The sequence below is a fragment of the Streptomyces sp. 4F14 genome, from assembly GCF_048159485.1.
Taxonomy (GTDB): domain Bacteria; phylum Actinomycetota; class Actinomycetes; order Streptomycetales; family Streptomycetaceae; genus Streptomyces.
Genome location: NZ_JBLRVY010000045.1, coordinates 31,396 through 52,761 on the forward strand (window position 1 = coordinate 31,396; position 21,366 = coordinate 52,761).

At 71.5% G+C, this 21,366-nt stretch carries 17 protein-coding genes; 7 read left to right on the plus strand and 10 right to left on the minus strand.

The genetic code is table 11. The annotated features are described in order from the left end of the window. Positions 1 to 49 precede the first annotated feature (49 nt). The 4 genes from ACLZOT_RS46260 to ACLZOT_RS46275 all read right to left on the minus strand — a co-directional run bounded on the left by ACLZOT_RS46260 (position 50) and on the right by ACLZOT_RS46275 (position 7,704). Complete coding sequence (locus tag ACLZOT_RS46260; protein WP_416975294.1) at positions 50 to 853, minus strand: SURF1 family protein; 804 nt, start codon at positions 851 to 853, stop codon at positions 50 to 52. Positions 854 to 909: 56 nt separating this feature from the next. Then, positions 910 to 1,902, minus strand: a complete 993-nt coding sequence (locus ACLZOT_RS46265; RefSeq protein ID WP_416975295.1) for a DEDDh family exonuclease — start codon at positions 1,900 to 1,902, stop codon at positions 910 to 912. Positions 1,903 to 1,943: 41 nt separating this feature from the next. After that, a complete protein-coding gene (locus tag ACLZOT_RS46270) occupies positions 1,944 to 4,520 on the minus strand; it encodes an MXAN_6230/SCO0854 family RING domain-containing protein (protein WP_416975296.1) in 2,577 nt (858 codons plus the stop codon). A gap of 151 nt (positions 4,521 to 4,671) precedes the next feature. Then, positions 4,672 to 7,704: an NACHT domain-containing protein gene (locus tag ACLZOT_RS46275; RefSeq protein WP_416975297.1), complete on the minus strand. Its 3,033-nt coding sequence runs from the start codon at positions 7,702 to 7,704 to the stop codon at positions 4,672 to 4,674. Between the two features lie 139 nt (positions 7,705 to 7,843). Between ACLZOT_RS46275 and ACLZOT_RS46280 the strand changes: the two genes are divergently transcribed. Continuing rightward, the gene (locus tag ACLZOT_RS46280; protein WP_416975298.1) at positions 7,844 to 8,890 is read left to right on the plus strand and encodes a zinc-dependent alcohol dehydrogenase family protein; all 1,047 of its coding nucleotides are present in this window, start codon (positions 7,844 to 7,846) and stop codon (positions 8,888 to 8,890) included. A gap of 37 nt (positions 8,891 to 8,927) precedes the next feature. On the opposite strand, the gene ACLZOT_RS46285 is transcribed toward ACLZOT_RS46280, so the two are convergent. Further along, positions 8,928 to 10,457 (minus strand): S8 family serine peptidase, encoded by a 1,530-nt coding sequence (locus tag ACLZOT_RS46285; RefSeq protein ID WP_416975299.1) that lies wholly within the window; start codon positions 10,455 to 10,457, stop codon positions 8,928 to 8,930. Positions 10,458 to 10,779: 322 nt separating this feature from the next. Here ACLZOT_RS46285 and ACLZOT_RS46290 point away from each other — a divergent pair, with 322 nt between their 5' ends. From ACLZOT_RS46290 to moaA, 3 genes are all read left to right on the plus strand, one after another. After that, positions 10,780 to 11,136: a DUF485 domain-containing protein gene (locus ACLZOT_RS46290; protein WP_010355616.1), complete on the plus strand. Its 357-nt coding sequence runs from the start codon at positions 10,780 to 10,782 to the stop codon at positions 11,134 to 11,136. Further along, positions 11,133 to 12,755 (plus strand): cation acetate symporter, encoded by a 1,623-nt coding sequence (locus tag ACLZOT_RS46295; RefSeq protein WP_416975300.1) that lies wholly within the window; start codon positions 11,133 to 11,135, stop codon positions 12,753 to 12,755. Before ACLZOT_RS46290 ends, ACLZOT_RS46295 begins: the two co-directional genes overlap by 4 nt. Positions 12,756 to 12,933: 178 nt before the next feature. Further along, a complete protein-coding gene (gene moaA / locus ACLZOT_RS46300) occupies positions 12,934 to 13,923 on the plus strand; it encodes a GTP 3',8-cyclase MoaA (protein WP_416975301.1) in 990 nt (329 codons plus the stop codon). On the opposite strand, the gene ACLZOT_RS46305 is transcribed toward moaA, so the two are convergent. Beyond that, positions 13,924 to 14,139 carry a hypothetical protein gene (locus ACLZOT_RS46305; protein WP_416975302.1) on the minus strand — a complete coding sequence of 72 codons (216 nt, stop codon included), beginning with the start codon at positions 14,137 to 14,139 and terminating at the stop codon, positions 13,924 to 13,926. It lies immediately after the preceding gene. A gap of 206 nt (positions 14,140 to 14,345) precedes the next feature. Continuing rightward, positions 14,346 to 14,729: a DUF3099 domain-containing protein gene (locus ACLZOT_RS46310; RefSeq protein ID WP_416975303.1), complete on the minus strand. Its 384-nt coding sequence runs from the start codon at positions 14,727 to 14,729 to the stop codon at positions 14,346 to 14,348. 222 nt (positions 14,730 to 14,951) lie between these two features. Between ACLZOT_RS46310 and ACLZOT_RS46315 the strand changes: the two genes are divergently transcribed. Then, positions 14,952 to 15,230, plus strand: coding sequence for a GlsB/YeaQ/YmgE family stress response membrane protein (locus ACLZOT_RS46315; RefSeq protein WP_416975304.1), 279 nt, complete (start codon positions 14,952 to 14,954; stop codon positions 15,228 to 15,230). 55 nt (positions 15,231 to 15,285) lie between these two features. Here ACLZOT_RS46315 and tyrS read toward each other — a convergent pair whose 3' ends face one another. The 3 genes from tyrS to ACLZOT_RS46330 are packed head-to-tail and all read right to left on the minus strand — an operon-like array spanning position 15,286 to position 19,521. Next, entirely contained in the window at positions 15,286 to 16,551 is a 1,266-nt protein-coding gene (gene tyrS, locus ACLZOT_RS46320; RefSeq protein ID WP_416975305.1) for a tyrosine--tRNA ligase, read from the minus strand. A gap of 55 nt (positions 16,552 to 16,606) precedes the next feature. Beyond that, positions 16,607 to 18,001: a metallopeptidase TldD-related protein gene (locus ACLZOT_RS46325; protein ID WP_416975306.1), complete on the minus strand. Its 1,395-nt coding sequence runs from the start codon at positions 17,999 to 18,001 to the stop codon at positions 16,607 to 16,609. Next, positions 17,998 to 19,521 (minus strand): TldD/PmbA family protein, encoded by a 1,524-nt coding sequence (locus tag ACLZOT_RS46330; protein WP_416975307.1) that lies wholly within the window; start codon positions 19,519 to 19,521, stop codon positions 17,998 to 18,000. The genes ACLZOT_RS46325 and ACLZOT_RS46330 overlap by 4 nt, the downstream gene beginning before the upstream one ends. Positions 19,522 to 19,802: 281 nt before the next feature. Between ACLZOT_RS46330 and fabG the strand changes: the two genes are divergently transcribed. Continuing rightward, a complete protein-coding gene (fabG, locus tag ACLZOT_RS46335) occupies positions 19,803 to 20,507 on the plus strand; it encodes a 3-oxoacyl-[acyl-carrier-protein] reductase (protein WP_416975308.1) in 705 nt (234 codons plus the stop codon). Positions 20,508 to 20,512: 5 nt separating this feature from the next. Further along, complete coding sequence (gene fabI, locus ACLZOT_RS46340; protein WP_416975309.1) at positions 20,513 to 21,280, plus strand: enoyl-ACP reductase FabI; 768 nt, start codon at positions 20,513 to 20,515, stop codon at positions 21,278 to 21,280. The last annotated feature ends 86 nt before the right edge of the window (positions 21,281 to 21,366 follow it).

Consider the following 21,366-nt stretch of genomic DNA (forward strand, 5'->3'; position numbering starts at 1 on the left):
TCCGGTTTCCCGGAGAGGGCCACGGCAATCAGGCGCACGCCCGCGCGGGCTACACGGCCGTGGGCTCCGCCTTCTCCGGCTCGTCCGCCTCCGCCCGCTGCGCCTTCTCCGCGCGGTCGCGCACCTCACGCCGGACCAGGACGAACCAGCCGAAGGGGACGGCCGCGGCGAACAGCCACCACTGGATGGCGTACGCGTAGTTCAGGGCCGCGTTCTCGTCACCCGGCTTGCCGATCGGCTCGGGGGTGTCGCCCTGGGGCTCCGGGGCCGTCAGGACCAGGTAGCCGCCGAGGACCTGCGCGTTCAGGCGGGTCGCCTGCTGCTCGCTGCTGATCAGCATGATCTGCCGGTCGGGCAGGCCCTTGAGGTTCTTGATGCCGCTCGCCTCGGTCGTCTCGTCCGGCATCAGCCGGCCCGTGACGGTGACCTGGCCCGCGGGGGGCGCCGGGATCTTCGGGAACGCCGTCTGGCTCGGCCCGTCGGCGGGGATCCAGCCCCGGTTCACCAGCACGACCTTGCCGTCCGCCAGCACCAGCGGCGTCAGCACGTGGAAGCCGACCTCGTCGTCCGCGTTCACCCTGCGCCGGACGACGACCTCACGCGCGGTGTCGAAACGGCCGACCGCCGTCACCGAGTGGTACCGCTCCGAACGGGTGACCTCGTGCCCCGGCGACGTCAGCTTCTCCACCGGCACCGGGGCCGCGTGCAGCGCGCTCGCCACCAGCTCGTTGCGGGCGTGCCGCGTCTCGTACCGGTGCATCTGCCAGATGCCCAGCCGGATCATCGTAGGGATGAGGACGAGGGCGACCAGCGTGAGGATCACCCACTGCCGGGACAACAGGAAGCGGTACACCCCACGACCGTACAACCCGCTCCGCGCGCGGGTCCCGGCAGGGTCGGACGCGGGTCCTACTCGCCTGCGTCGGCCGCCTCCACGTCCCGCAGGAGCTGGCCGAAGGCGGCCTCGTCGACGACCGGCGTACCGAACTGGCGGGCCTTGAGGACCTTCGACGTGCCCGAGTCGGGGTCGTTGGTCACCAGCAGGCTGGTGAGGCGGGAGATGCTCGTGGAGACGTGCAGACCGGCCTCCACCGCGCGGTCCTCCAGGAGGTCCCGCTCGGTCGACGTGTCGCCGGAGAACGCGACACGCATGCCCTGCTTGAGCGGCTTGCCGTCCTCGAACCGGCCGGGGTTCGGGTACGGGCAGGCGGGCCGCTTACGGGCCGGCCGCCACGTCGTCGGCTGCCGGTAGCCGCCGCCCTGCCGGCCGATCCACGGCGTCGAGGGCCGGTCCTGCCACTCCGTCAGCGGCCGGCACTCGTGCAGCGGCAGCCGCACCCCGCGCGCGGCGGCGGCCCGCAGGCTCGGCCGGAACGCCTCCGCCAGCACACGCGCGTCGTCCAGCGCGTGGTGCGCGCGCTGCTGGACGACGCCGAAGTGCGCGGCCAGCGTCTCCAGCTTGTGGTTCGGCAGCGGGAGACCCAGCTCCTTGCTCAGCACGATCGTGCACAGCCGCTGCTTCACCGGCGCCTGCCGCTGCGCGCGCGCGTACTCGCGGGCGATCATCTGCCAGTCGAACACCGCGTTGTGCGCGACCAGTACGCGCCCCTCCAGGCGCCGCGAGAACTCCTCGGCGACCTCCGCGAACAGCGGCGCCCCTTCGAGCACGTCACTCGTCAGCCCGTGGATCCACACCGGCCCCGGATCCCGCTCCGGGTTCACCAGCGTGTACCAGTGGTCCTCGACCTCCCCGCGCGCGTCCAGCCGGTAGACCGCCGCCGACACTATCCGGTCGTCCCTCGCGAGCCCGGTGGTCTCCACGTCGACCACGGCGTACCCCTCGGGGTATGCGTCGGGCCAGCCTGTGGGCGACGGGGTGGTGATCGTACGGTCTTCGAGCATGGTCCCTGAGGATACGGGGCGGCACCGACAGCCCCGCCCCCTCACCCCAGCGCGGCCACCAGATCCCCCGCCGCCAGCGGCGTCAGCCCCGCCCCGTCGACCGGCCCCGGCAGCAGCCGGTACACCTCCCCGCTCGCCCCCTCCGGAGCCACCCCGCCGTGCACCAGACCCAGCAACACCCGCTTCTTCGCCGCGAGTTCGGCCGCAGCCGCGTCCGCGTCCCCGACCGGCTCCTGACGGTCGGGCACGTCCAGCACGCGCACGCGCGCGGCGAACGACGCGGCCGACTCCCCGTCACCGCGCCGGTAGTGCCACAGCTCGTCGAGCGCCCCCGGCACCGGCGCACGCCGGATCACCGTCACCTCCCGCGCCCGCGCACCCGCGTGCCACACCGTCAGGTCCCACAGCGTGGAGCGCCCCGACGCGAAGTACTGGTGCAGATCCCGGCCCGCCCGCGCGAGAGCCGTCGAGTGCCGGCCCGCACTGTGCAGCCCCTCGGAGCCCGACAGGTGCAGATCGACCCACAGGAACGTCCGCTCCTGAAGGTCCACCAGCATCGGGACGTGGATCCGCGAGTCCCCGGCCAGGTCGTACCGCTGGCGCACGGTCCGGGGGTCGTACGCCGCGCCGGACCCCGACGGCAGGGTCATGAACCCGGCGAACGCGTCCAGGAGGTGTTCGAAGGGGATGTTGTTGAAGCTGAACACCACCGGGAGCGCGTACCGCACGCCGTGCGCCCTCAGCGCGGCCAGGTCCAGGTCGACGTACTCCGTCGCCCCCTCCGGCGCCGGAGCCGACGTCAGATCGCCCGAGTGCACCGCCCAGCGGTCGCCGTGGACCAGGTTCGTGTAGTCGCACAGGCCGATCTGCCGCCACTCCTCGTCGAACAGCGCGACCGACAGATCGAGGTCCACGCGCGTGCGCGCGGGCTCCGTCCAGTGCAGGAACAGCCGCAGCACCTCGCCGCGCGGCAGCGGCTGCGTGCTCCCGCGCGGCACCGACACCAGCGCCTTCGCGTCCGCCCGCTCCGTCGCCGGTACGGCGAGCCCCGCCAGCGCCGAGTCCACCACCGCCAGCTCCACGCGCGGGGCCGACCCGAGCCGCCGGACCGCCTCCGCCTCCAGCAGCGCGCACACCGCGCCGGTCACCGCCTCGGCGAGCGGCGCGCGCGTGTCGTCGACCGTGTACGCGTGCGTGACCTGCCCGCGCGGGAAGAACACCCGGCGCTCGGCCGGGAGATGCCGGGCGCGCAGCCGCCCCAGCGCCGCCAGCAGGGGCGCGGGGCCCGCCTGCGGGAGAGCGGAGCGCAGCACGTCCGCGAAGTCGTCCGGCAGTTCCTGGAGGCCGTCCAGGCGCAGGACGTGGTCCAGGCGGCGCAGCAGCTCGCCGGGGCGCTCGGCGAGCAGGTCCAGGGCCGCGCGGGTGTGCCTGCCGGCCAGCGCCTCCTCCACGCGCGCGTGCCAGGTCGCCGCTCGCACGCGCGCGCCGTCGACGCGGACCTCGTCGGGGTGGGCGGCCGCCGTGCGCAGGATCTCCGCGCCGAGTTCCCCCGTCATCGGCGTGCCCCGCAGGACCGCGAAGGCGAGGGTCGTCCGGGGATGCCGGGTGTGGTGCTCGAAGGGGTGCAGCGTCTCGGCGGCGCGCTTCCAGGCGGTCGGGTGCCGGAGCACGTCCTCCACCAGGCGGGGGGACCGTTCCAGGACGGTGAGCAGGTGCCGGCGGATCCCGCGCGGGAGCGAGCGCATCCTCGGCGGCTCCAGCAGGTCCGCCTCCCCGCCGGACCACACGCACAGCAGCCGCAGCACGTCCGTAGCGGTCGTCAGATGCGCGTCCAGCAGCGGCAGAACGTCCTCACGGCGGCTCTGTACGGCCAGCAGACGGCCCAGCACGAGCGCCTTGGTCTCCCGGACCGGCACGTCGTCCGGGAACCACTCCACGCCCCGTGGAGCGCTCCCCAGCAGTACGCCGAGATCCTCCCGGTCCCGGGGCGGCAGCGGCGTACGGCGGGCCAGGAGCGTGCGCAGCGCCGTGACGGCGTCCGCCCGCGCGTCCGTGCCCAGCGCGAGCAGCTTGAGCGGGCCCACGCTTGTGTCGTCACGCCGGGTTCCCCGGGGGACCGGCTTCAGGAACGGGTCCGCCGCGTCGATCCTGCGGTGGCAGATCGGGCAGCCCGCGTAGTCGGCGCCGTCCCAGCACTCCCGGCACACCAGGTGCGCGCACGGGGACACCGGGTGCACGCTCGCCACCGTTGCGCACAGGACGCACGGCTGCTGCGGCCACTGGAGCAGCAGCGTGAAGACCCGGTCCACCCACAGCCGCCCGGTGTCCTCCGGGACGGACACCGGGAAGTTCCGGAACAGCGGCATGTGCGTACGGTCCGCGCCGAGTTCCTCGTCGATGTACCCGATCAACTCCCGCCCCGCGCCCGCGAGTCCGGCCGGACCCAGCCAGGCGAGGGCATCCCTCAGCTGCCTGCTCGGCGCGAACCCCCGGTCCAGCAACTCGGCTTCCAGAGCTGTCATGCCGTCCGCCGTCGACGGATCCCCCGGGCGCGGGCCCGGCTGGTCGACGTAGACGGTACGGAGACGACGCAGCAGAACGGAGGCGAGTTCGGGCAAGAGGGGTCCCCCGGAAGGTGAGGTGAGAGGCGGGGGCGGAGAGGGGGTGCGCTATGAGCTTTTCAGGCGATGAAGAAGGAAGCACACCGGGGAGCCGCCCCCGTGGGGATGACGGTAGGAGGGAGGGGAGGGGTGGGGCCACTGGTTTTTCTCAGTCGACGGCCAGGCGGGCCGGGGGGATGAGGCCGGTGCCGAGGGGCTGCTTGCAGCGGTAGAGGCGGATGTCCAGGTGGGCGAGGGGCGCCAGGGGGGTGAGGTCGAGGTGGTGGCAGCCGGAGAACTCGATGAGCTTGAGGCGGGGCAGTTCGGCGAGGGCCGCGAGGCCGGCGACCTGTTTGACGCCGGAGAGGTAGATCTTGGTCAGGTCCTGGTGCGGCGTCAGATCGGCGCAGTCGACGAGGGGTACGCCCATGAGCTGCACCGACCTCAGCGGCGAGCACACCCCGCGCGCCAGGAAGTCGAGCCACTGGCGCTCACCGGTGAGGGTGAGCCATTCGAGACGCGTCATGGCCTCGATCCCGGCGAGGTCGGTGCCGCTCGCCTCCTCGAAGAGGCCGAGACCGGTGAGCCGGGGTGCGAAGGACAGCTGGTCCAGGCGGGTCTGGGGCGCCCGGAAGTCGAAGGCCAGGTGCTGGAGTTCGGGGAGGTCCGCCAAGGGGGCCAGGGAGAACGGGAGGACGGGGGTGTAGAGGTAGACGTGGGTCAGCGGGGAGCCGGCGAGGGAGTTGAGACCGGCGACGCGCGTGCAGTGGTTCACGGAGAGCCGGCGCAGGCGCGGGAATTCCCTGAGGGGGGAGAAGCCGCCGACCCCGCTGTTGCGGAACATGCCGAGGAACTCCAGTGCGGGGAGGCGCGCGGCCACTTCGGGGATGCCGTGGTCGCCGATCAGGTTCAGCCCGGTGAGCTGAGGCAGGCGGGAGAGCAACGGCACCTCCTCGGCCCGGCGCACGTTCAGGATCTCGGCGGGGGTGACGGTCCCTTCGAGAACCGCCTCGAAGTACCGGACGGCGTCGAACGCCTGCCAGGCATACCCGAGCGCGGTCCGCACGGCGAGGCGCTCGTCCTTCCGGAACCGGGTGATCACCCCCAACGCCGTGTCCCCGCCGACCAGTTGAGCCGTCCGCACCACGGACGCCGCTTCCTTCGCGGTCAACCCTTCGGGGCCCGGCAGCAACTCCAGGGCCAGGTGGCCCACTTCGGCCAGGGCGTCCGACTGCTCGTCCGAGCGTGGCGGCATCAACACGCCCGTCCGCGCCTCCACTTCCCGCCGCACCTCGGGGTCCAGCTCCGGCGCGTGATCGAGACTCGCCGCCGCCAGCAGCACCAGCCGGTCCCGGTGCAGCCGCACTCTGTTGGCATCCCGCAGCAACTTCCGCAGAATCAAAGCCCGTTCGTCCACGCGCGCATGCCCCACCGCCATGCACACCACGTCGCCCCACTGGTCGTCATGCGCGTTCTTCACCAACAGCCCGAAGTCCCGCGCCTCGACCGCCGCCTTGGCCCCCAAGTAGTCCTGGAACGTCCGATGGACGAAGTCCACGTACCCCGGCATCGGCTCGCGCAGCAGCCCCGTCCGGATCAGCAGATGCGCGAACACCTGCTCCGCGTCCCCCTGCGCCCGCACCTGCGGCATCGCCTCCAGCCACTCCCCGAGCAGCCCCACCGCCTCCTCCCGGGCGATCTCCACCTGCCCGTTGCGGATCATCCAGTACGCCAGCCGCTGGAGGAGGACGGTCTGTTCCTCCCGGGACAGTGAGACCCCTTCCACGGCCCCGATCTCCCGCTCGGAGTCCCGCCGCACGAGCAGCATGTCGAGCGCGGCGTCGTACAACTCCTTGCGTGCGCGGGGGAGTTGCATGCGCCGGTCCCGGTTGAGGGCACACAGCAGCGCGCACATCAGGGGGTTGGTCGCCAGCCGCCCCAGATCCCGGCGAGTGCCCACCGCCTCCCCGAGCCCGGCCTCGTACCGGTCGAGCTGCGCCGCGTCCCCGGGACGCTCCTCCCGCGCCGCGTCGTGCCAGTGCCGCACGAAGGAGCGGATGTCGTCCCGGTCCATCGGCACCAGCGTGTGCGCGGTGAACCCCTGCGGCGCGAGCCAGTCCTCGGGCACGGCGGAGGGCCGGGTCGTGACGAGGTACCGCGCGTGGGGGAACGCGGTCAGCAGGGAGCGGAGCCAGCGTTCGGTATGGTCCCGCAGCCGCGCGGGCACCTCGTCGACCCCGTCGACCAGGACCAGCGCCCGCCCGCTCTCCAGCAGCCCTTCGACCCACCCCTCGGGCGCGCTGAGCGGCACTCCGGACGCGCTCAGGAAGTCCGCCGGCAGGGGCAGCGCCTCGGGGGAGTGGAACGACCGCAGCCGCAGGACGAACGGCACGAGCCGGTTCCAGTCGCCCAGTTCACCCCCGAAACTCTGCCGGGCGGCGTTGAAGGCGACCCACTGCAACAGCGTCGACTTCCCGGACCCGGCGGGCCCGCGCAGCAGCAGCCGCTCCCCGCCCGCGAGCGCGTGCTCGACCCGCACGGTCGTCGGCGCGCTCTCGCGCAGCGGCTCGTACCGCCGCTCCCCGCTCACCGACAGGCTCAGGTACGCCGTGTCGAGCGGCCACTCCGCCCGATGCCGCCCCCCGAGGGTCACCCCGAACAGCTCCACGCGCGCGTGCGCCTCGGCGACGTACCGCGTGTACCGCCCCTCGAAGGCGTCGACGGGCGGCTCGGCCCGCTCCCGCAGCAACTCCCCGCTGCGCCGCGTCTGTTCGACCGCCGCCCGCGCGACGAACGACGGCTGGGCGGTGAGCTGCTCGACGAGGTGGACGCAGCACAGGTCCAGCAGCTCGCCGTACAGGTCACGCGCCCGCGTGGAGAGGTCGGCCACGGGTCGGCGCAACTCGGCGGCCAGGCGCGCGGGTTCGAGGTCCACGGCGAACAACCGGTCGGCCGTCAGCTCGCCGGCGCCCGCGAACGTGTCCTGCACGGCGGCGACGGCGGCCAGCCGCTCGTGCTCGGGCAGGCCCCCGTACGCGTCCTCGATCCGCCCGCCCAGCACCCGCGCGAGCCGCTCGGGGCTCGCCGGCTTCGGCAGCGGGCGCACCGGCTTCGCCACCAGCCCCGCCCCCGGTCTGGGCGTGAGCAGCGCCTTCACGACCGTCACCGCCAGCCGTGCCACCACGCTCTCGATCCCCTGCATCCAGCAGCCCCCTCCCGCCTGCCTCCGAAGCGTAGAGGCCGCCACTGACAATGGCCCCGACCTGCCCCGATGCGCGCCTTCTACCCATCCCGGCGTACGGTGAAAAGGCACGAACCGGAACAGAGAAAGACCCCTCCCCATGCGCGCGACCATCTTCCGAGGCCCCTACGACGTCCGCGTGGAGGACGTCCCCGAGCCCGTGATCCAGCGGCCCACGGACGCGGTCGTACGCATCCTGCGCGCGTGCGTGTGCGGCAGCGACCTGTGGGCGTACCGGGGTGAGACGGCGCGTAAGCCGGGGCAGCGGATCGGGCACGAGTTCCTCGGGACCGTCGAGGCGGTCGGCGCGGAGGTGACCGGCGTGCGCGTGGGGGATCTCGTCGTCGTGCCGTTCGTGTGGTCCGACGGGGTGTGCGACTACTGCCGCGAGGGGCTGACGACGTCCTGCGAGCACGGCGGTTTCTGGGGCGCCGTCGGCCATGACGGCGGCCAGGGGGAGGCCGCGCGCGTGCCCTACGCCGACGGGACGCTGGTCAAACTCCCCCAAGAGGCGGCCTCGGACGACCGGCTGCTCGCCGCGCTCCTGAGCCTCTCCGACGTCATGGGCACCGGCCACCACGCGGCGCTCGGCGCGGGCGTCCGCCCCGGGGCGACGGTCGCCGTCGTCGGGGACGGCGCGGTCGGCCTGTGCGCTGTGCTGGCCGCCAAGCGCCTCGGAGCCGAGCAGATCATCGCCCTCGGGCGCCACGGGGACCGCACCGACATCGCCCGCCGCTTCGGCGCCACGGACGTCGTCGCCGAGCGCGGCGAGGCCGCTGTGGAGGCCGTACGCGCCCTCACGCGCGGGCAGGGCGCGCACGCGGTCGTCGAAGCGGTCGGAACCGAACAATCCATGCGCACCGCTCTGGACATCACGCGCGACGGCGGCGCGGTCGGCTACGTCGGCGTCCCGCACGGCAGCGCCACCGGCGTCGACCTCTCCACGATGTTCGCCCGCAACATCGCCCTGCGCGGCGGCGTCGCGCCCGTGCGCGCGTACATCCCCGACCTGCTCCCCGATGTCCTGGACGGTCGCCTCGACCCGTCCCCGGTCTTCGATCTGACCGTCGGCATCGAGGGCGTCCCGGGCGGCTACCAGGCGATGGACGAACGGACCGCGCTGAAGGTGCTGGTCACGAACGGGTGAGCCTCGGAGGGCCGTCACCCTCCGAGGCGTACCGGAACTACTTCTTGACGGCCTTCAGCGCGCTGACGACGCCGGCGCCGTAGAAGCCGTTGTAGTACTTCCCGCCGACGCAGGTCGCGTCGACGACCCCGTCACCGTTGCCGTCGTACGGCTCGGTCGGGCACGCCTGCTTGTCGGCCTGGATCTTCAGCAGGGCCGTGAGCTGCGCCGGGCTCGCCCACGGGTGGGTCGACTTGAGGAGCGCGGCGACACCGGCGGCGTGCGGGGCGGCCATCGAGGTGCCCTGGAGGTAGCCGTAGGTGTTGCCGGGCAGCGTCGAGAGGATGCGGCCGTTCTGGGACGGGGTGTCCGGGATCTGGTAGCGGTCGCCGCCGGGGGCCGCGACGTCGACCTGGCCGTAGCCGTACGTCGAGTAGTACGACTTGGTGCCCTTGACGCCGGTCGCGCTGACCGTGACCAGGCCCGGGAGCTGCGCCGGGACGTCGAGGCACTTGTGCGGGTCGATCGTGCGGGACACCGGCGTCGTGTCGTTCGGGCTGGTGGTGTCGACGATGGCGTCCGAGTCGAGGTCGTGGTTGGAGTTCCCGGCGGAGGCGATGCTCAGGGTGCCCTTGCGCTGGGCGTACGACTGGGCCCGGTTCACCGCGTCGACGACGGCCTTCTGGTCGGGGTCGTCGAGGCAGTTGTAGAGGTACGGGTCGACGTAGTAGCTGTTGTTCGTGATCTCCACGCCGTGGTCGGCGGCGAAGACGAACGCGCAGACGACCGCCTCGGGGTAGAAGAACTGGCCCGGGCCCTGCGAGACGCGGATCCCGGAGACCTTGACGCCCGGCGCGACCCCGGCGACGCCGATGCCGTTGCGGGCGGCGGCGATCTCACCGGCGACGTGGGTGCCGTGGAAGTGGGCCGGGTCGGCGGGCCGCCAGGCGCCCGGCGTGGTGTCGGCGACCCCGCCGACGCAGCTCGCGGACTGCGAGGCGGAGAAGTTGGGGGCGAGGTCGGGGTGGGTGTCGTCGACGCCCGTGTCGATGACGGCGACGGTGACCTTCTTGCTGCCGGGGTTGATCGCGGCGGCCTTGTCCGCGCCGATGGCGCGCAGGTCCCACTGGTCGGCCTCCATCGGCTCCTGACCGGCGGTCGCGTCCGCGGCGAGCTGAGCGGCCTGCGCCCGCGTCAGCTTCTGGACCGCGCCCTCGTCGGTCGTACCGGCGGGGGTGAGCGGCGCCGTACGGGTCGCGCCCGCGGACTGCACGCCGCGCGCCGTGCGTATCTGGGCGGCGAACGCCGGGTTCGCGGAGTGCGCGACGATCACGCCGATCCTGTCGTACGCGATCACGACGGTCCCTCCCGCCGCCGTGACCGCCTTCTTCACCGACGCGATCGTGCGGCGGTCCACCTTCGTGTTGACGACGTACGTCAGCGTCCCGGCCTCGACGGCGACCGAGGAGCCGGCCGGTGCGACGGGCGCCGCGGTCGCCGCCGTCGGCAGGAAGCCGAGGGAGGCGGTGAGCGACAGCACGAGCGGGGCCGCGAGGGCGAGACGGCGTCTGGAAGGCAGATGAGCCATGGGGTCTCCACATCATCCGGGTATGGCGAAGCACCGGGCGCGAGGTTCGCGACCGGGCAGGTACATGACCAGCGGTACGCTCCGAAACTATCGGCCCGGCCGGTGCGCGGCAATGTCTGCCGGAGACCTCGCGGAGGCCGCCGATTCCCCCGAACGTCAACTTTCGAAACAACCCGAACGAGTTGAACCGGCCTCAACGCGGCGCCGTGACCTTGGGCAGGAAGCCCGAGGACGTCCGATACCGATCGAGCTTCCGTCGTATGCCTGTACATATATGCCTGTACGTCCGTTAGATCCGACCTTCGCAACGCGAGGAGACTCCGTGGCCACCGAGACACCGCCCCCTTCGAAGATCCCAGCCCAGCGCCCCTCGGCCGAGGAGTTCGAAGCGGTCCAGGAGAGCGCGGAATTCGGTGAACTGCGCCGCTCCTACCGCTCGTTCGCCTTCCCGCTGACGGTCGGCTTCATCGCCTGGTACCTGCTGTACGTCCTGCTCTCCAACTACGCGGGCGATTTCATGGGCACCACGGTCGTCGGCAACATCAACGTCGCCCTCGTCCTCGGCCTCGCCCAGTTCCTGACCACGTTCCTCATCGCCTGGTGGTACGCGCGCACCGCCGCCGCCAAGTTCGACCCCAAGGCCGAGGCCATCAAGACCCGTATGGAGAACGCCGAATGAGCGCCCTGACCACTCTTGCGGCCGGTGGCGCGGCGAGCGAGCACCGCACGCTGATCATCAGCCTGTTCTCGGTGTTCGTCGCCGCCACCCTCGTCATCACCGTCTGGGCGGGCCGGCAGACCAAGGACGCCGCCGACTTCTACGCGGGCGGCCGCCAGTTCACCGGCTTCCAGAACGGCCTGGCCGTCGCCGGCGACTACATGTCCGCCGCCTCCTTCCTCGGTATCGCGGGCGCGATCGCCCTCTTCGGATACGACGGCTTCCTCTACTCCATCGGCTTCCTGGTCGCCTGGCTCGTCGCCCTCCTCCTGGTCGCCGAACCCCTGCGCAACTCCGGCCGCTACACCATGGGCGACGTCCTCGCCTACCGGATGCGCCAGCGCCCGGTCCGCACGGCCGCCGGTACCTCCACCATCGTCGTGTCGATCTTCTACCTGCTCGCGCAGATGGCCGGCGCCGGCGTCCTCGTCTCGCTGCTCCTCGGCATCACCAGCGACGCCGGGAAGATCGCCATCGTCGCGCTGGTCGGCGTCCTGATGATCGTCTACGTCACCATCGGTGGCATGAAGGGCACCACCTGGGTCCAGATGGTCAAGGCCGTCCTGCTCATGGCGGGCGCCCTGCTGCTGACCTTCCTGGTGATGCTCAAGTTCAACTTCAACATCTCCGACCTGCTCGGCAGCGCGGCCGACAACAGCGGCAAGGGCGCCGCGTTCCTGGAGCCCGGCCTCAAGTACGGCCTCACCGGCACCACGAAGCTGGACTTCATCTCGCTGGGTATCGCGCTGGTCCTCGGCACCGCCGGCCTGCCGCACATCCTGATCCGCTTCTACACCGTCCCCACCGCGCAGGCCGCCCGGAAGTCCGTCCTGTGGGCCATCGGCCTCATCGGCGCCTTCTACCTGATGACCCTCGCCCTCGGCTTCGGCGCCGCGGCCCTGATCAGCAACGCCGAGATCACCGCGTCCAACAAGGCGGGCAACACGGCCGCGCCACTGCTCGCCCTCCATCTCGGCGGCGTCGACTCCAACTGGGGCGCCATCCTGCTCGCCTCGATCTCCGCCGTCGCCTTCGCGACGATCCTCGCGGTGGTCGCGGGCCTCACGCTGGCGTCCTCGTCGTCCTTCGCGCACGACATCTACGCCAACGTCATCAAGAAGGGCAAGGCCAGCGAGAAGGAGGAGATCCGCGCCGCCCGCTGGGCCACCGTCGGCATCGGCGCGGTATCGATCCTGCTGGGCGCCCTCGCCCGCGACCTGAACGTCGCCGGCCTCGTCGCCCTCGCCTTCGCGGTCGCCGCCTCCGCGAACCTGCCGACCATCCTCTACAGCCTCTTCTGGAAGCGCTTCACGACCGGGGGCGCCCTCTGGTCGATCTACGGCGGCCTCGTCAGCGCCGTCGGCCTGGTGCTGTTCTCGCCGGTCGTCTCCGGCAAGCCGACGTCGATGTTCCCGGACGTCGACTTCCACTGGTTCCCGCTGGAGAACCCCGGCATCATCTCGATCCCCGTCGGCTTCCTCCTCGGCATCGTCGGCACCTACCTCTCGAAGGAGGAGCCCGACAAGAAGAAGTACGCCGAGCTGGAGGTCCGCTCCCTCACGGGCACCGGCGCGCACTGACGCCCGGCCCGTGACCCGAAGGGCCGTGCCGCACCCCCTCCGGCGGCGCGGCCCTTCGCACGTCCGGTGGTCCTAGGACCGCTGGGGCATTGGATCGTTGTCAGTGGTGTCACGTAGGCTCGCAGGTAACGGAAAGGCGATTCCGCGACAGCGACCGTACGAAGGGGAGGGGGCGCGCGTGCTCATCGACACCTACGGCAGAGTGGCCACCGACCTCAGGGTCTCGCTGACCGACCGCTGCAACCTGCGCTGCTCGTACTGCATGCCCGAAGAGGGCCTGCAATGGCTGGCCAAGCCCGACCTCCTCACGGACGACGAGATCGTCCGCCTCGTCGACATCGCCGTCCGCCTCCTGGGCGTCGAGGAGGTCCGCTTCACCGGCGGCGAACCCCTCCTGCGCCCCGGCCTGGTCGGCATCGTCGAGCGCGTCGCCGCCCTCGCCCCCCGCCCGCGCATGTCCCTCACGACCAACGGCATAGGGCTGCGCCGCACCGCCGAGGCACTCAAGAAGGCCGGCCTCGACCGGGTCAACGTCTCGCTGGACACCCTCCGCCCCGACGTCTTCAAGACCCTCACCCGCCGGGACCGCCACCAGGACGTCCTGGACGGCCTGGAAGCCGCCCGCGCGGCGGGCCTCACCCCGGTCAAGGTCAACACCGTCCTGATGCCCGGCCTCAACGCCGACGAGGCCCCCGACCTCCTCGCCTGGGCCATCGACCACGCCTACGAACTGCGCTTCATCGAGCAGATGCCCCTGGACGCCCAGCACGGTTGGACCCGCGACGGCATGGTCACCGCCGGCGACATCCTCACCTCCCTGCGCACCCGCTTCGACCTCACCCCCGAGACCGAGGACGAACGCGGCTCTGCCCCGGCGGAACGCTGGCTGGTCGACGGCGGCCCCCACAAGGTCGGCGTCATCGCCTCCGTCACCCGCCCCTTCTGCGCCGCCTGCGACCGCACCCGCCTCACCGCCGACGGCCAGATCCGCACCTGCCTCTTCGCCCGCGAGGAGACCGACCTGCGTACGGCCCTGCGCGAGGGCGCGTCCGACGAGGAACTGGCGAAGCTCTGGAGCGTCGCGATGTACGGCAAGAAGGCGGGCGCGGGCCTGGACGACCCGACGTTCGTGCAGCCGCAGCGCCCGATGTCGGCGATCGGCGGCTGATCAGCTCCCGGGCGCTTCCCAGTCCTCGAACGCGACGACGTCCTTGAGGAAACCCCGCACCCCGAGGAACTGCGACAGATGCTCGCGGTGCTCCTCGCACGCCAGCCACGTCTTGCGCCGCTCCGGCGTGTGCAGCTTCGGGTTGTTCCAGGCCAGCACCCACACAGCGGCGGTGCGGCAGCCCTTGGCCGAGCAGATGGGGGTTTCGTCAGTCACAGCGCCGTCTCACAGACCCGTACACAAAAAGGCGACGCCGAGCAGCCACGGGGGGAGCTGCCCGGCGTCGGTCCGTCGCTCCGACGGGGGATGCGGAGCGCGTAGGAAGTATGTCACGGCGAGGTGCTCGCACGGCACCGGAACAACATGATTGATCTGAGCTTTTCTTGAGCCTTGTCCACAACCGACGCACAGTGCGTTCACTGTTACCGACCGGTAGCACCCGGCCCCGTCTCACCCGCCGCGGACGCCGCCGGAGATTCCGCGGACCGCTCCGCAACACCCGGCGCGGACAACTGAGCCCGCCCCGGCGAGGGCACGAACGTCGACGGCAGCCCCGGCGCGTTCTCCCGCCCCGCGTTCGCGATCACGACCGCGATGTACGGCAGCAGGATCCCGAGGGCCAGCGCGACCATCGCGACATGCCGCTCCACGTTCCACAACAGCGCCGCGAGCACCACCGACACCGTCCGCACGGACATCGAGATGATGTACCGCCGCTGCCGTTGCCTCACGTCGTCCTGCAGACCCTGCCGCGCCCCGGTGATCCGGAACACCTGGGCGTTCCCCTCGGCACCCTGCTTCCGCATCACATTCCACCGTCCGCCCGACTGCGACTCCCCCCGGGCACGGAACCGCCCCCGGGCGCCCTCCACGTTACGCCGCGCCTGCGCAGCCTTCGAGACCGGGGCGTCTCCCGGCCGGGCGATCCTCCTGCGCCGGGCCGTGTACGCCCGCCTCGACATGCGGCGTACCGCGACCGGACCGACACTGGGGGCACTGCTCACGTCGATCCGTACAAGGAGGCAGCCATGGGCTGGTTGTGGGCGATCATCGTGGGGTTCGTGCTGGGCCTGCTCGCGAAGGCGATCATCCCGGGCAAGCAGCACAGCCCTCTCTGGCTGACCACCATCTTCGGCATCCTCGGCGCGATCGTCGGCAACGCCCTCGCCCGCGCGGTCGGCATCGAGTCGACCCGGGGCATCGACTGGGGCCGCCATGTGTTCCAGGTGATCGCGGCGGTGGTGATCGTGTTCCTGGGCGACATGGCGTACTCGGCGACGCTGGGCAGGAACAAACAGCGCACCTGACATGAGAAAAGGTGGCCCCGGGATCCCGGGGCCACCTTTTCTGTCGTACGTCGGCTCAGCCGGTGAACTCCACCGCCGCCAGGTTCTTCTTGCCGCGCCGCAGCACCAGCCACCGCCCGTGCAACAGGTCCTCCTTCGCCGGCACCGCGTCCTCGGAGGCGACCTTCACGTTGTTCACGTAGGCGCCGCCCTCCTTGACGGTCCGCCGTGCGGCGGACTTGCTCGCGACGAGCCCGACCTCCGCGAACAGGTCCACCACGAGCCCCAGCTCGGCGACCTGCACGCGCGGCAGCTCGGAGAGCGACGCGGAGAGCGTGGCGGAGTCCAGCTCCGTCAACTCACCCTGCCCGAACAGCGCCTTGGACGCGGCGATCACGGCGTCCGTCTGGTCCGCCCCGTGCACCAGCGTCGTCAGCTCCTCCGCCAGCGCCCGCTGAGCGGCCCGCGCCTGCGGACGCTCCTCGGTCTGCCGCTCCAGTTCCTCAAGCTCCGTACGGGACTTGAAGGACAGGATCCGCATGTACCGCGAGATGTCCCGGTCGTCGACGTTCAGCCAGAACTGGTAGAACGCGTACGGCGTCGTCATCTCCGGGTCGAGCCACACGGCCCCGCCCTCGGTCTTGCCGAACTTGGTGCCGTCCGCCTTCGTCATCAGCGGAGTGGCCAGCGCGTGCGCCTCGACGCCCGGCTCCAGGCGGTGGATCAGGTCCAGCCCGGCCGTGAGGTTGCCCCACTGGTCGCTGCCGCCCTGCTGGAGCGTGCAGCCGTACCGGCGGTAGAGCTGGAGGAAGTCCATGCCCTGGAGGATCTGGTAGCTGAACTCCGTGTAGCTGATGCCCTGGTCGGACTCCAGGCGCCGCGCGACCGAGTCTTTCGTCAGCATCTTGTTGACGCGGAAGTGCTTGCCGATGTCCCGCAGGAACTCGATCGCGGACAGCCCGGCCGTCCAGTCGAGGTTGTTGACCATCACGGCCGCGTTCTCGCCCTCGAAGGACAGGAACGGCTCGATCTGCCCGCGCAGCCGCTCCACCCAGCCGGCCACCACCTCGGGCGAGTTCAGCGTGCGTTCGGCGGTCGGGCGGGGGTCGCCGATCAGGCCCGTCGCCCCGCCGACCAGCGCCAGCGGCCGGTGCCCGGCCTGCTGGAGCCGCCGTACGGTCAGCACCTGGACCAGGTGTCCGACGTGCAGGGACGGGGCGGTCGGGTCGAAGCCGCAATAGAACGTGACGGGACCGTCCGCGAACGCCTTGCGCAAGGCGTCCTCGTCGGTGGACTGGGCGAAGAGCCCACGCCACTTCAGGTCATCGACGATGTCCGTCACGTTCTCTGTCTCCTTGAAGATCACATCAGCGGCCGACCGGCCACCGCCTACGAGGTTATACGCCCTGACTGACAGAGCTCATATTGAAATCCGGCACCCGCAGCGCCGGCATCGCCGCCCGCGTGAACCAGTCGCTCCACTCCCGCGGCAGCGTCTTCTCCGTACGCCCCGCCTCGACGGCCCGCCCCAGCAGGTCGACCGGCGACTCGTTGAACCGGAAGTTGTTGACCTCCCCGACGACCTCGCCGTCCTCGACGAGGTACACGCCGTCCCGGGTGAGCCCGGTGAGCAGCAGCGTCGCCGGGTCCACCTCGCGGATGTACCAGAGGCAGGTCAGCAGCAGCCCGCGCCCGGTCGCCGCGACCATCTCCTCCAGGGACTGCGAACCGCCCCCGTCGAGGATGAGGTTGTCCCCGCCGGGCGCGACCGGCAGCCCCGTCAGCGAGGCACTGTGCCGGGAGGTGACCAGGTTCTTCAGCACGCCGTCGCCGACCCACTCGGTCGCCCGCACGGGCAGCCCGTTGTCGAAGACGGACGTGTCACCGCCCGACGCCTGCGCGATGACGAACGGCGCGGATTCGAGCCCCGGCGCGTGCGGGTCGCTGCGCAGCGTCAGCGGCAGTCCGGTGAGCCGCTCACCGAGCCGCGTACCGCCGCCCGGCTTCGAGAACACCGTCCGCCCCTCGGTCGCGTCCCGCCCCGACTGCGACCACATCTGGTAGATCAGCAGGTCGGCGACGGCGGTCGGCGGCAGCAGCGTCTCGTACCGCCCGGCGGGCAGCTCGATCCGCCGCTCGGCCCAGCCGAGGCGTACGGCCAGCTCGGCGTCCAGCGCGGCCGGGTCGACGTCCTTGAAGTCCCGCGTGGAGCTCCCGGCCCACGCGGAGCGCGTACGGTCGGGGGACTTGGCGTTCAGCTCCAGCGTGCCGTTGGGCTGGTCGTGCCGGAGCCTGAGACCCGTCGAGGTGCCCAGGTACGTCGAGACCAGCTCGTGGTTGGCGAACCCGTACAGCTCGCGCCCGCCCGTCCGCGCGCGGGCGAACGCCTCGCCCAGCGCGGGCGCGAAGTCCGCGAACACGGCCGACGACGTCTCGGCGGGCGCCTCGGTGAACTCCGGCGAGAGGGGCGTCCCCGACACCAGCGGCTGCGCGTCCTCGGCGGGCCCCGCCGCGCGCGCGGCGTCCTCGGCGGCCCGGACGAGGGACTCCAGCTCGTCGCTCGTGACGGCGGCCCGGGTCACCACGCCCGACGCGGTGCCCTCCTTGCCGTCCACGGTCGCGATCACGGTCAGCGTGCGCCCGCGCGTGACCCCGTTCGTCGTCAGCGCGTTGCCCGCCCAGCGCAGGTTCGCCGACGACTGCTCGTTCGCGACGACGACACACCCGTCCGCCCGCGACAGCTCCAACGCCCGCTCGACGATCTCGTGCGGCTTCTTGACGGCGGCACTCATCGCCCGGCCTCCTGCGTCGTGTTCAGAATGTTGACACCCTTGAAGAGCGCGGACGGGCAGCCGTGCGACACCGCCGCGACCTGCCCCGGCTGGGCCTTGCCGCAGTTGAACGCGCCGCCGAGGACGTACGTCTGGGGCCCGCCGACCGCCGTCATCGAACCCCAGAAGTCCGTGGTCGTCGCCTGGTACGCGACGTCCCTCAGCTGGCCGGCGAGGCGGCCGTTCTCGATGCGGAAGAAGCGCTGGCCGGTGAACTGGAAGTTGTAGCGCTGCATGTCGATGGACCAGGAGCGGTCGCCGACGACGTAGATGCCGCGCTCGACACCCCCGATGAGGTCCTCCGTGGACATGCCGGCCGGGTCGGGCGCCAGCGACACGTTCGCCATGCGCTGGACGGGGACATGACCGGGCGAGTCGGCGTACGCGCACCCGTTGGAGCGCCCGAGCCCCGTCAACTTCGCGATCCGCCGGTCGAGTTGGTACCCGACGAGCGTGCCGCCGCGCACCAGGTCCCAGGACTGGCCCGCGACGCCCTCGTCGTCGTACCCGATGGTCGCGAGGCCGTGCTCGGCGGTGCGGTCGCCGGTGACGTTCATCAGCTCGGAGCCGTACCTGAGCTTGCCGAGCTGGTCGAAGGTCGCGAAGGAGGTCCCGGCGTACGCGGCCTCGTAGCCGAGCGCGCGGTCGAGTTCCGTGGCATGGCCGATGGACTCGTGGATCGTCAGCCACAGGTTGGAGGGGTCGACGACGAGGTCGTACAGGCCCGCCTCGACGCTCGGCGCGCGCATCTTCTCCGCGAGCAGCGCCGGCATCTCGGCGAGTTCCGTGTCCCAGTCCCAGCCGGTGCCGGTGAGGTACTCCCAGCCCCGCCCGGCCGGCGGCGCGAGCGTGCGCATCGAGTCGAACTCGCCGGTGGAGCCGTCCACGGAGACGGCGGTGAGCTGCGGGTGCAGCCGGACGCGCTGCTGGGTCGTCACCGTGCCCGCGGTGTCGGCGTAGAACTTGTTCTCGTGGACGGTCAGCAGCGAGGCGTCCACATGGTCGACCCCGTCCGCCGCGAGCAGCCGCCCGCTCCACTCCCCGAGCAGCCCGGTCTTCTCCTCGTCCGGCACGGAGAAGGGGTCGATCTCGTACGCCGACACCCACGTCTTCTCGGCGTGCACGGGCTCGTCGGCCAGCTCGACCCGCTCATCGGACCCGGCGGCCCGGATGACCTGCGCGGACAGCTTGGCCATCGCGACGGCCTGCGAGGCCACCTTCGCGGCGGCGTCCATGCTCAGATCGACCCCGGAGGCGAACCCCCAGGTCCCACCGTGCACGACCCTGACGGCATACCCGAGATCCGTGGAGTCCGACGACCCCGCCGGCCGCCCGTCCCGCAGCCGCCACGCCGCACTGCGCACCCGCTCGAACCGGAAGTCCGCGTGCTCGGCCCCCAACGCCCGCGCCCGCGCGAGCGCGGCGTCCGCGAGGGCCCGTAGCGGGAGGGCCAGGAACGATGGATCGATCTCATGGGGCACGGGTGGAATCCCTTCGGGGTGCTCGCCTGTGATGACCGTCGCAGGCAGTGAATCATGTCCCATCCCGCGGGTTCCCCCGAAATCTGGCCGCCGTCCGCGACCCGCGCCGACTGTAGGAACCCCACAGCCAGGTTCATGACCCGCTGTCGGTGCCCGAATGTCCCTGAAAGGGGGTGGGCGGATAGGTTTTCGGGGAAGCCGCCTGCCGGTCGCATGGCCAGTCGAACGGTCAGCCGAATGGCCGGGCGGATGTGTCAGACCCCTATCGAAAGGGTGATCCGTTGAGCCGCTCGGTTCTCGTCACCGGAGGCAACCGGGGCATCGGCCTCGCCATCGCCCGCGCATTCGCCGACGCCGGCGACAAGGTCGCCATCACGTACCGCTCGGGTGAGCCTCCGGAAGGCTTCCTCGCCGTCAAGTGCGACATCACCGACCCCGAGCAGGTGGAGCAGGCGTACAAGGAGATCGAGGAGCAGCACGGCAACGTGGAGGTCCTGATCGCCAACGCCGGCGTCACCAAGGACCAGCTCCTGATGCGCATGTCGGAGGACGACTTCACGTCGGTCATCGACACGAACCTGACGGGCACCTTCCGGGTCGTCAAGCGCGCCAACCGCGGCATGCTGCGCGCCAAGAAGGGCCGCGTCGTGCTGATCTCGTCCGTCGTCGGCCTGCTCGGCGGCCCCGGCCAGGCCAACTACGCCGCCTCCAAGGCCGGCCTCGTCGGCTTCGCCCGTTCCCTCGCCCGCGAGCTGGGCTCCCGCAACATCACCTTCAACGTCGTGGCCCCCGGTTTCGTCGACACCGACATGACCAAGGTCCTCACCGACGAGCAGCGCGCCGCCATCGTGTCCCAGGTGCCGCTCGGCCGGTACGCACAGCCGGAGGAGATCGCCGCGACGGTGCGGTTCCTCGCCTCCGACGACGCCTCGTACATCACTGGAGCCGTCATTCCCGTTGACGGCGGACTGGGAATGGGTCACTGATCACCATGAGCGGAATCCTCGACGGCAAGCGCGTCCTGATCACCGGCGTCCTGATGGAGTCCTCCATCGCCTTCCACGCCGCGAAGCTCGCCCAGGAGCAGGGCGCCGAGATCATCCTCACGGCCTTCCCGCGTCCCACGCTCACCGAGCGCATCGCGAAGAAGCTGCCGAAGCCGACCAAGGTCATCGAGCTGGACGTCACCAACGACGAGCACATGGGCCGGCTGGCCGACGTCGTCGGCGAGGAGCTCGGCGGGCTCGACGGCGTCGTCCACTCGATCGGTTTCGCGCCGCAGGACGCCCTCGGCGGCAACTTCCTCAACACCCCCTTCGAGTCCGTCGCCACGGCCATGCACGTCTCGGCGTACTCCCTGAAGTCGCTCACCATGGCCTGCCTGCCGCTGATGCAGAACGGCGGCTCGGTCGTCGGCCTCACCTTCGACGCGCAGTACGCCTGGCCGCAGTACGACTGGATGGGCCCGGCGAAGGCCGCGCTGGAGGCCACCAGCCGTTACGTCGCCCGCGACCTCGGCAAGCAGAACATCCGCTGCAACCTCATCTCCGCGGGCCCCCTCGCCTCCATGGCCGCGAAGTCCATCCCCGGCTTCAGCGACCTGGCGTCCGTCTGGGACCACCGCTCCCCGCTGGAGTGGGACCTCAAGGACCCCGAGCCGGCCGGCAAGGGCATCGTCGCGCTGCTCAGCGACTGGTTCCCGAAGACGACGGGCGAGATCATCCACGTGGACGGCGGGCTGCACGCGATCGGTGCCTGACGCTCTGCCGCTGAGGGTCCGTTTCCGGGATGTGCCTCCCGGGTACGGGCCCTCACCCGTTCGGCCCTTCCGGCCGGGCGCCGGGC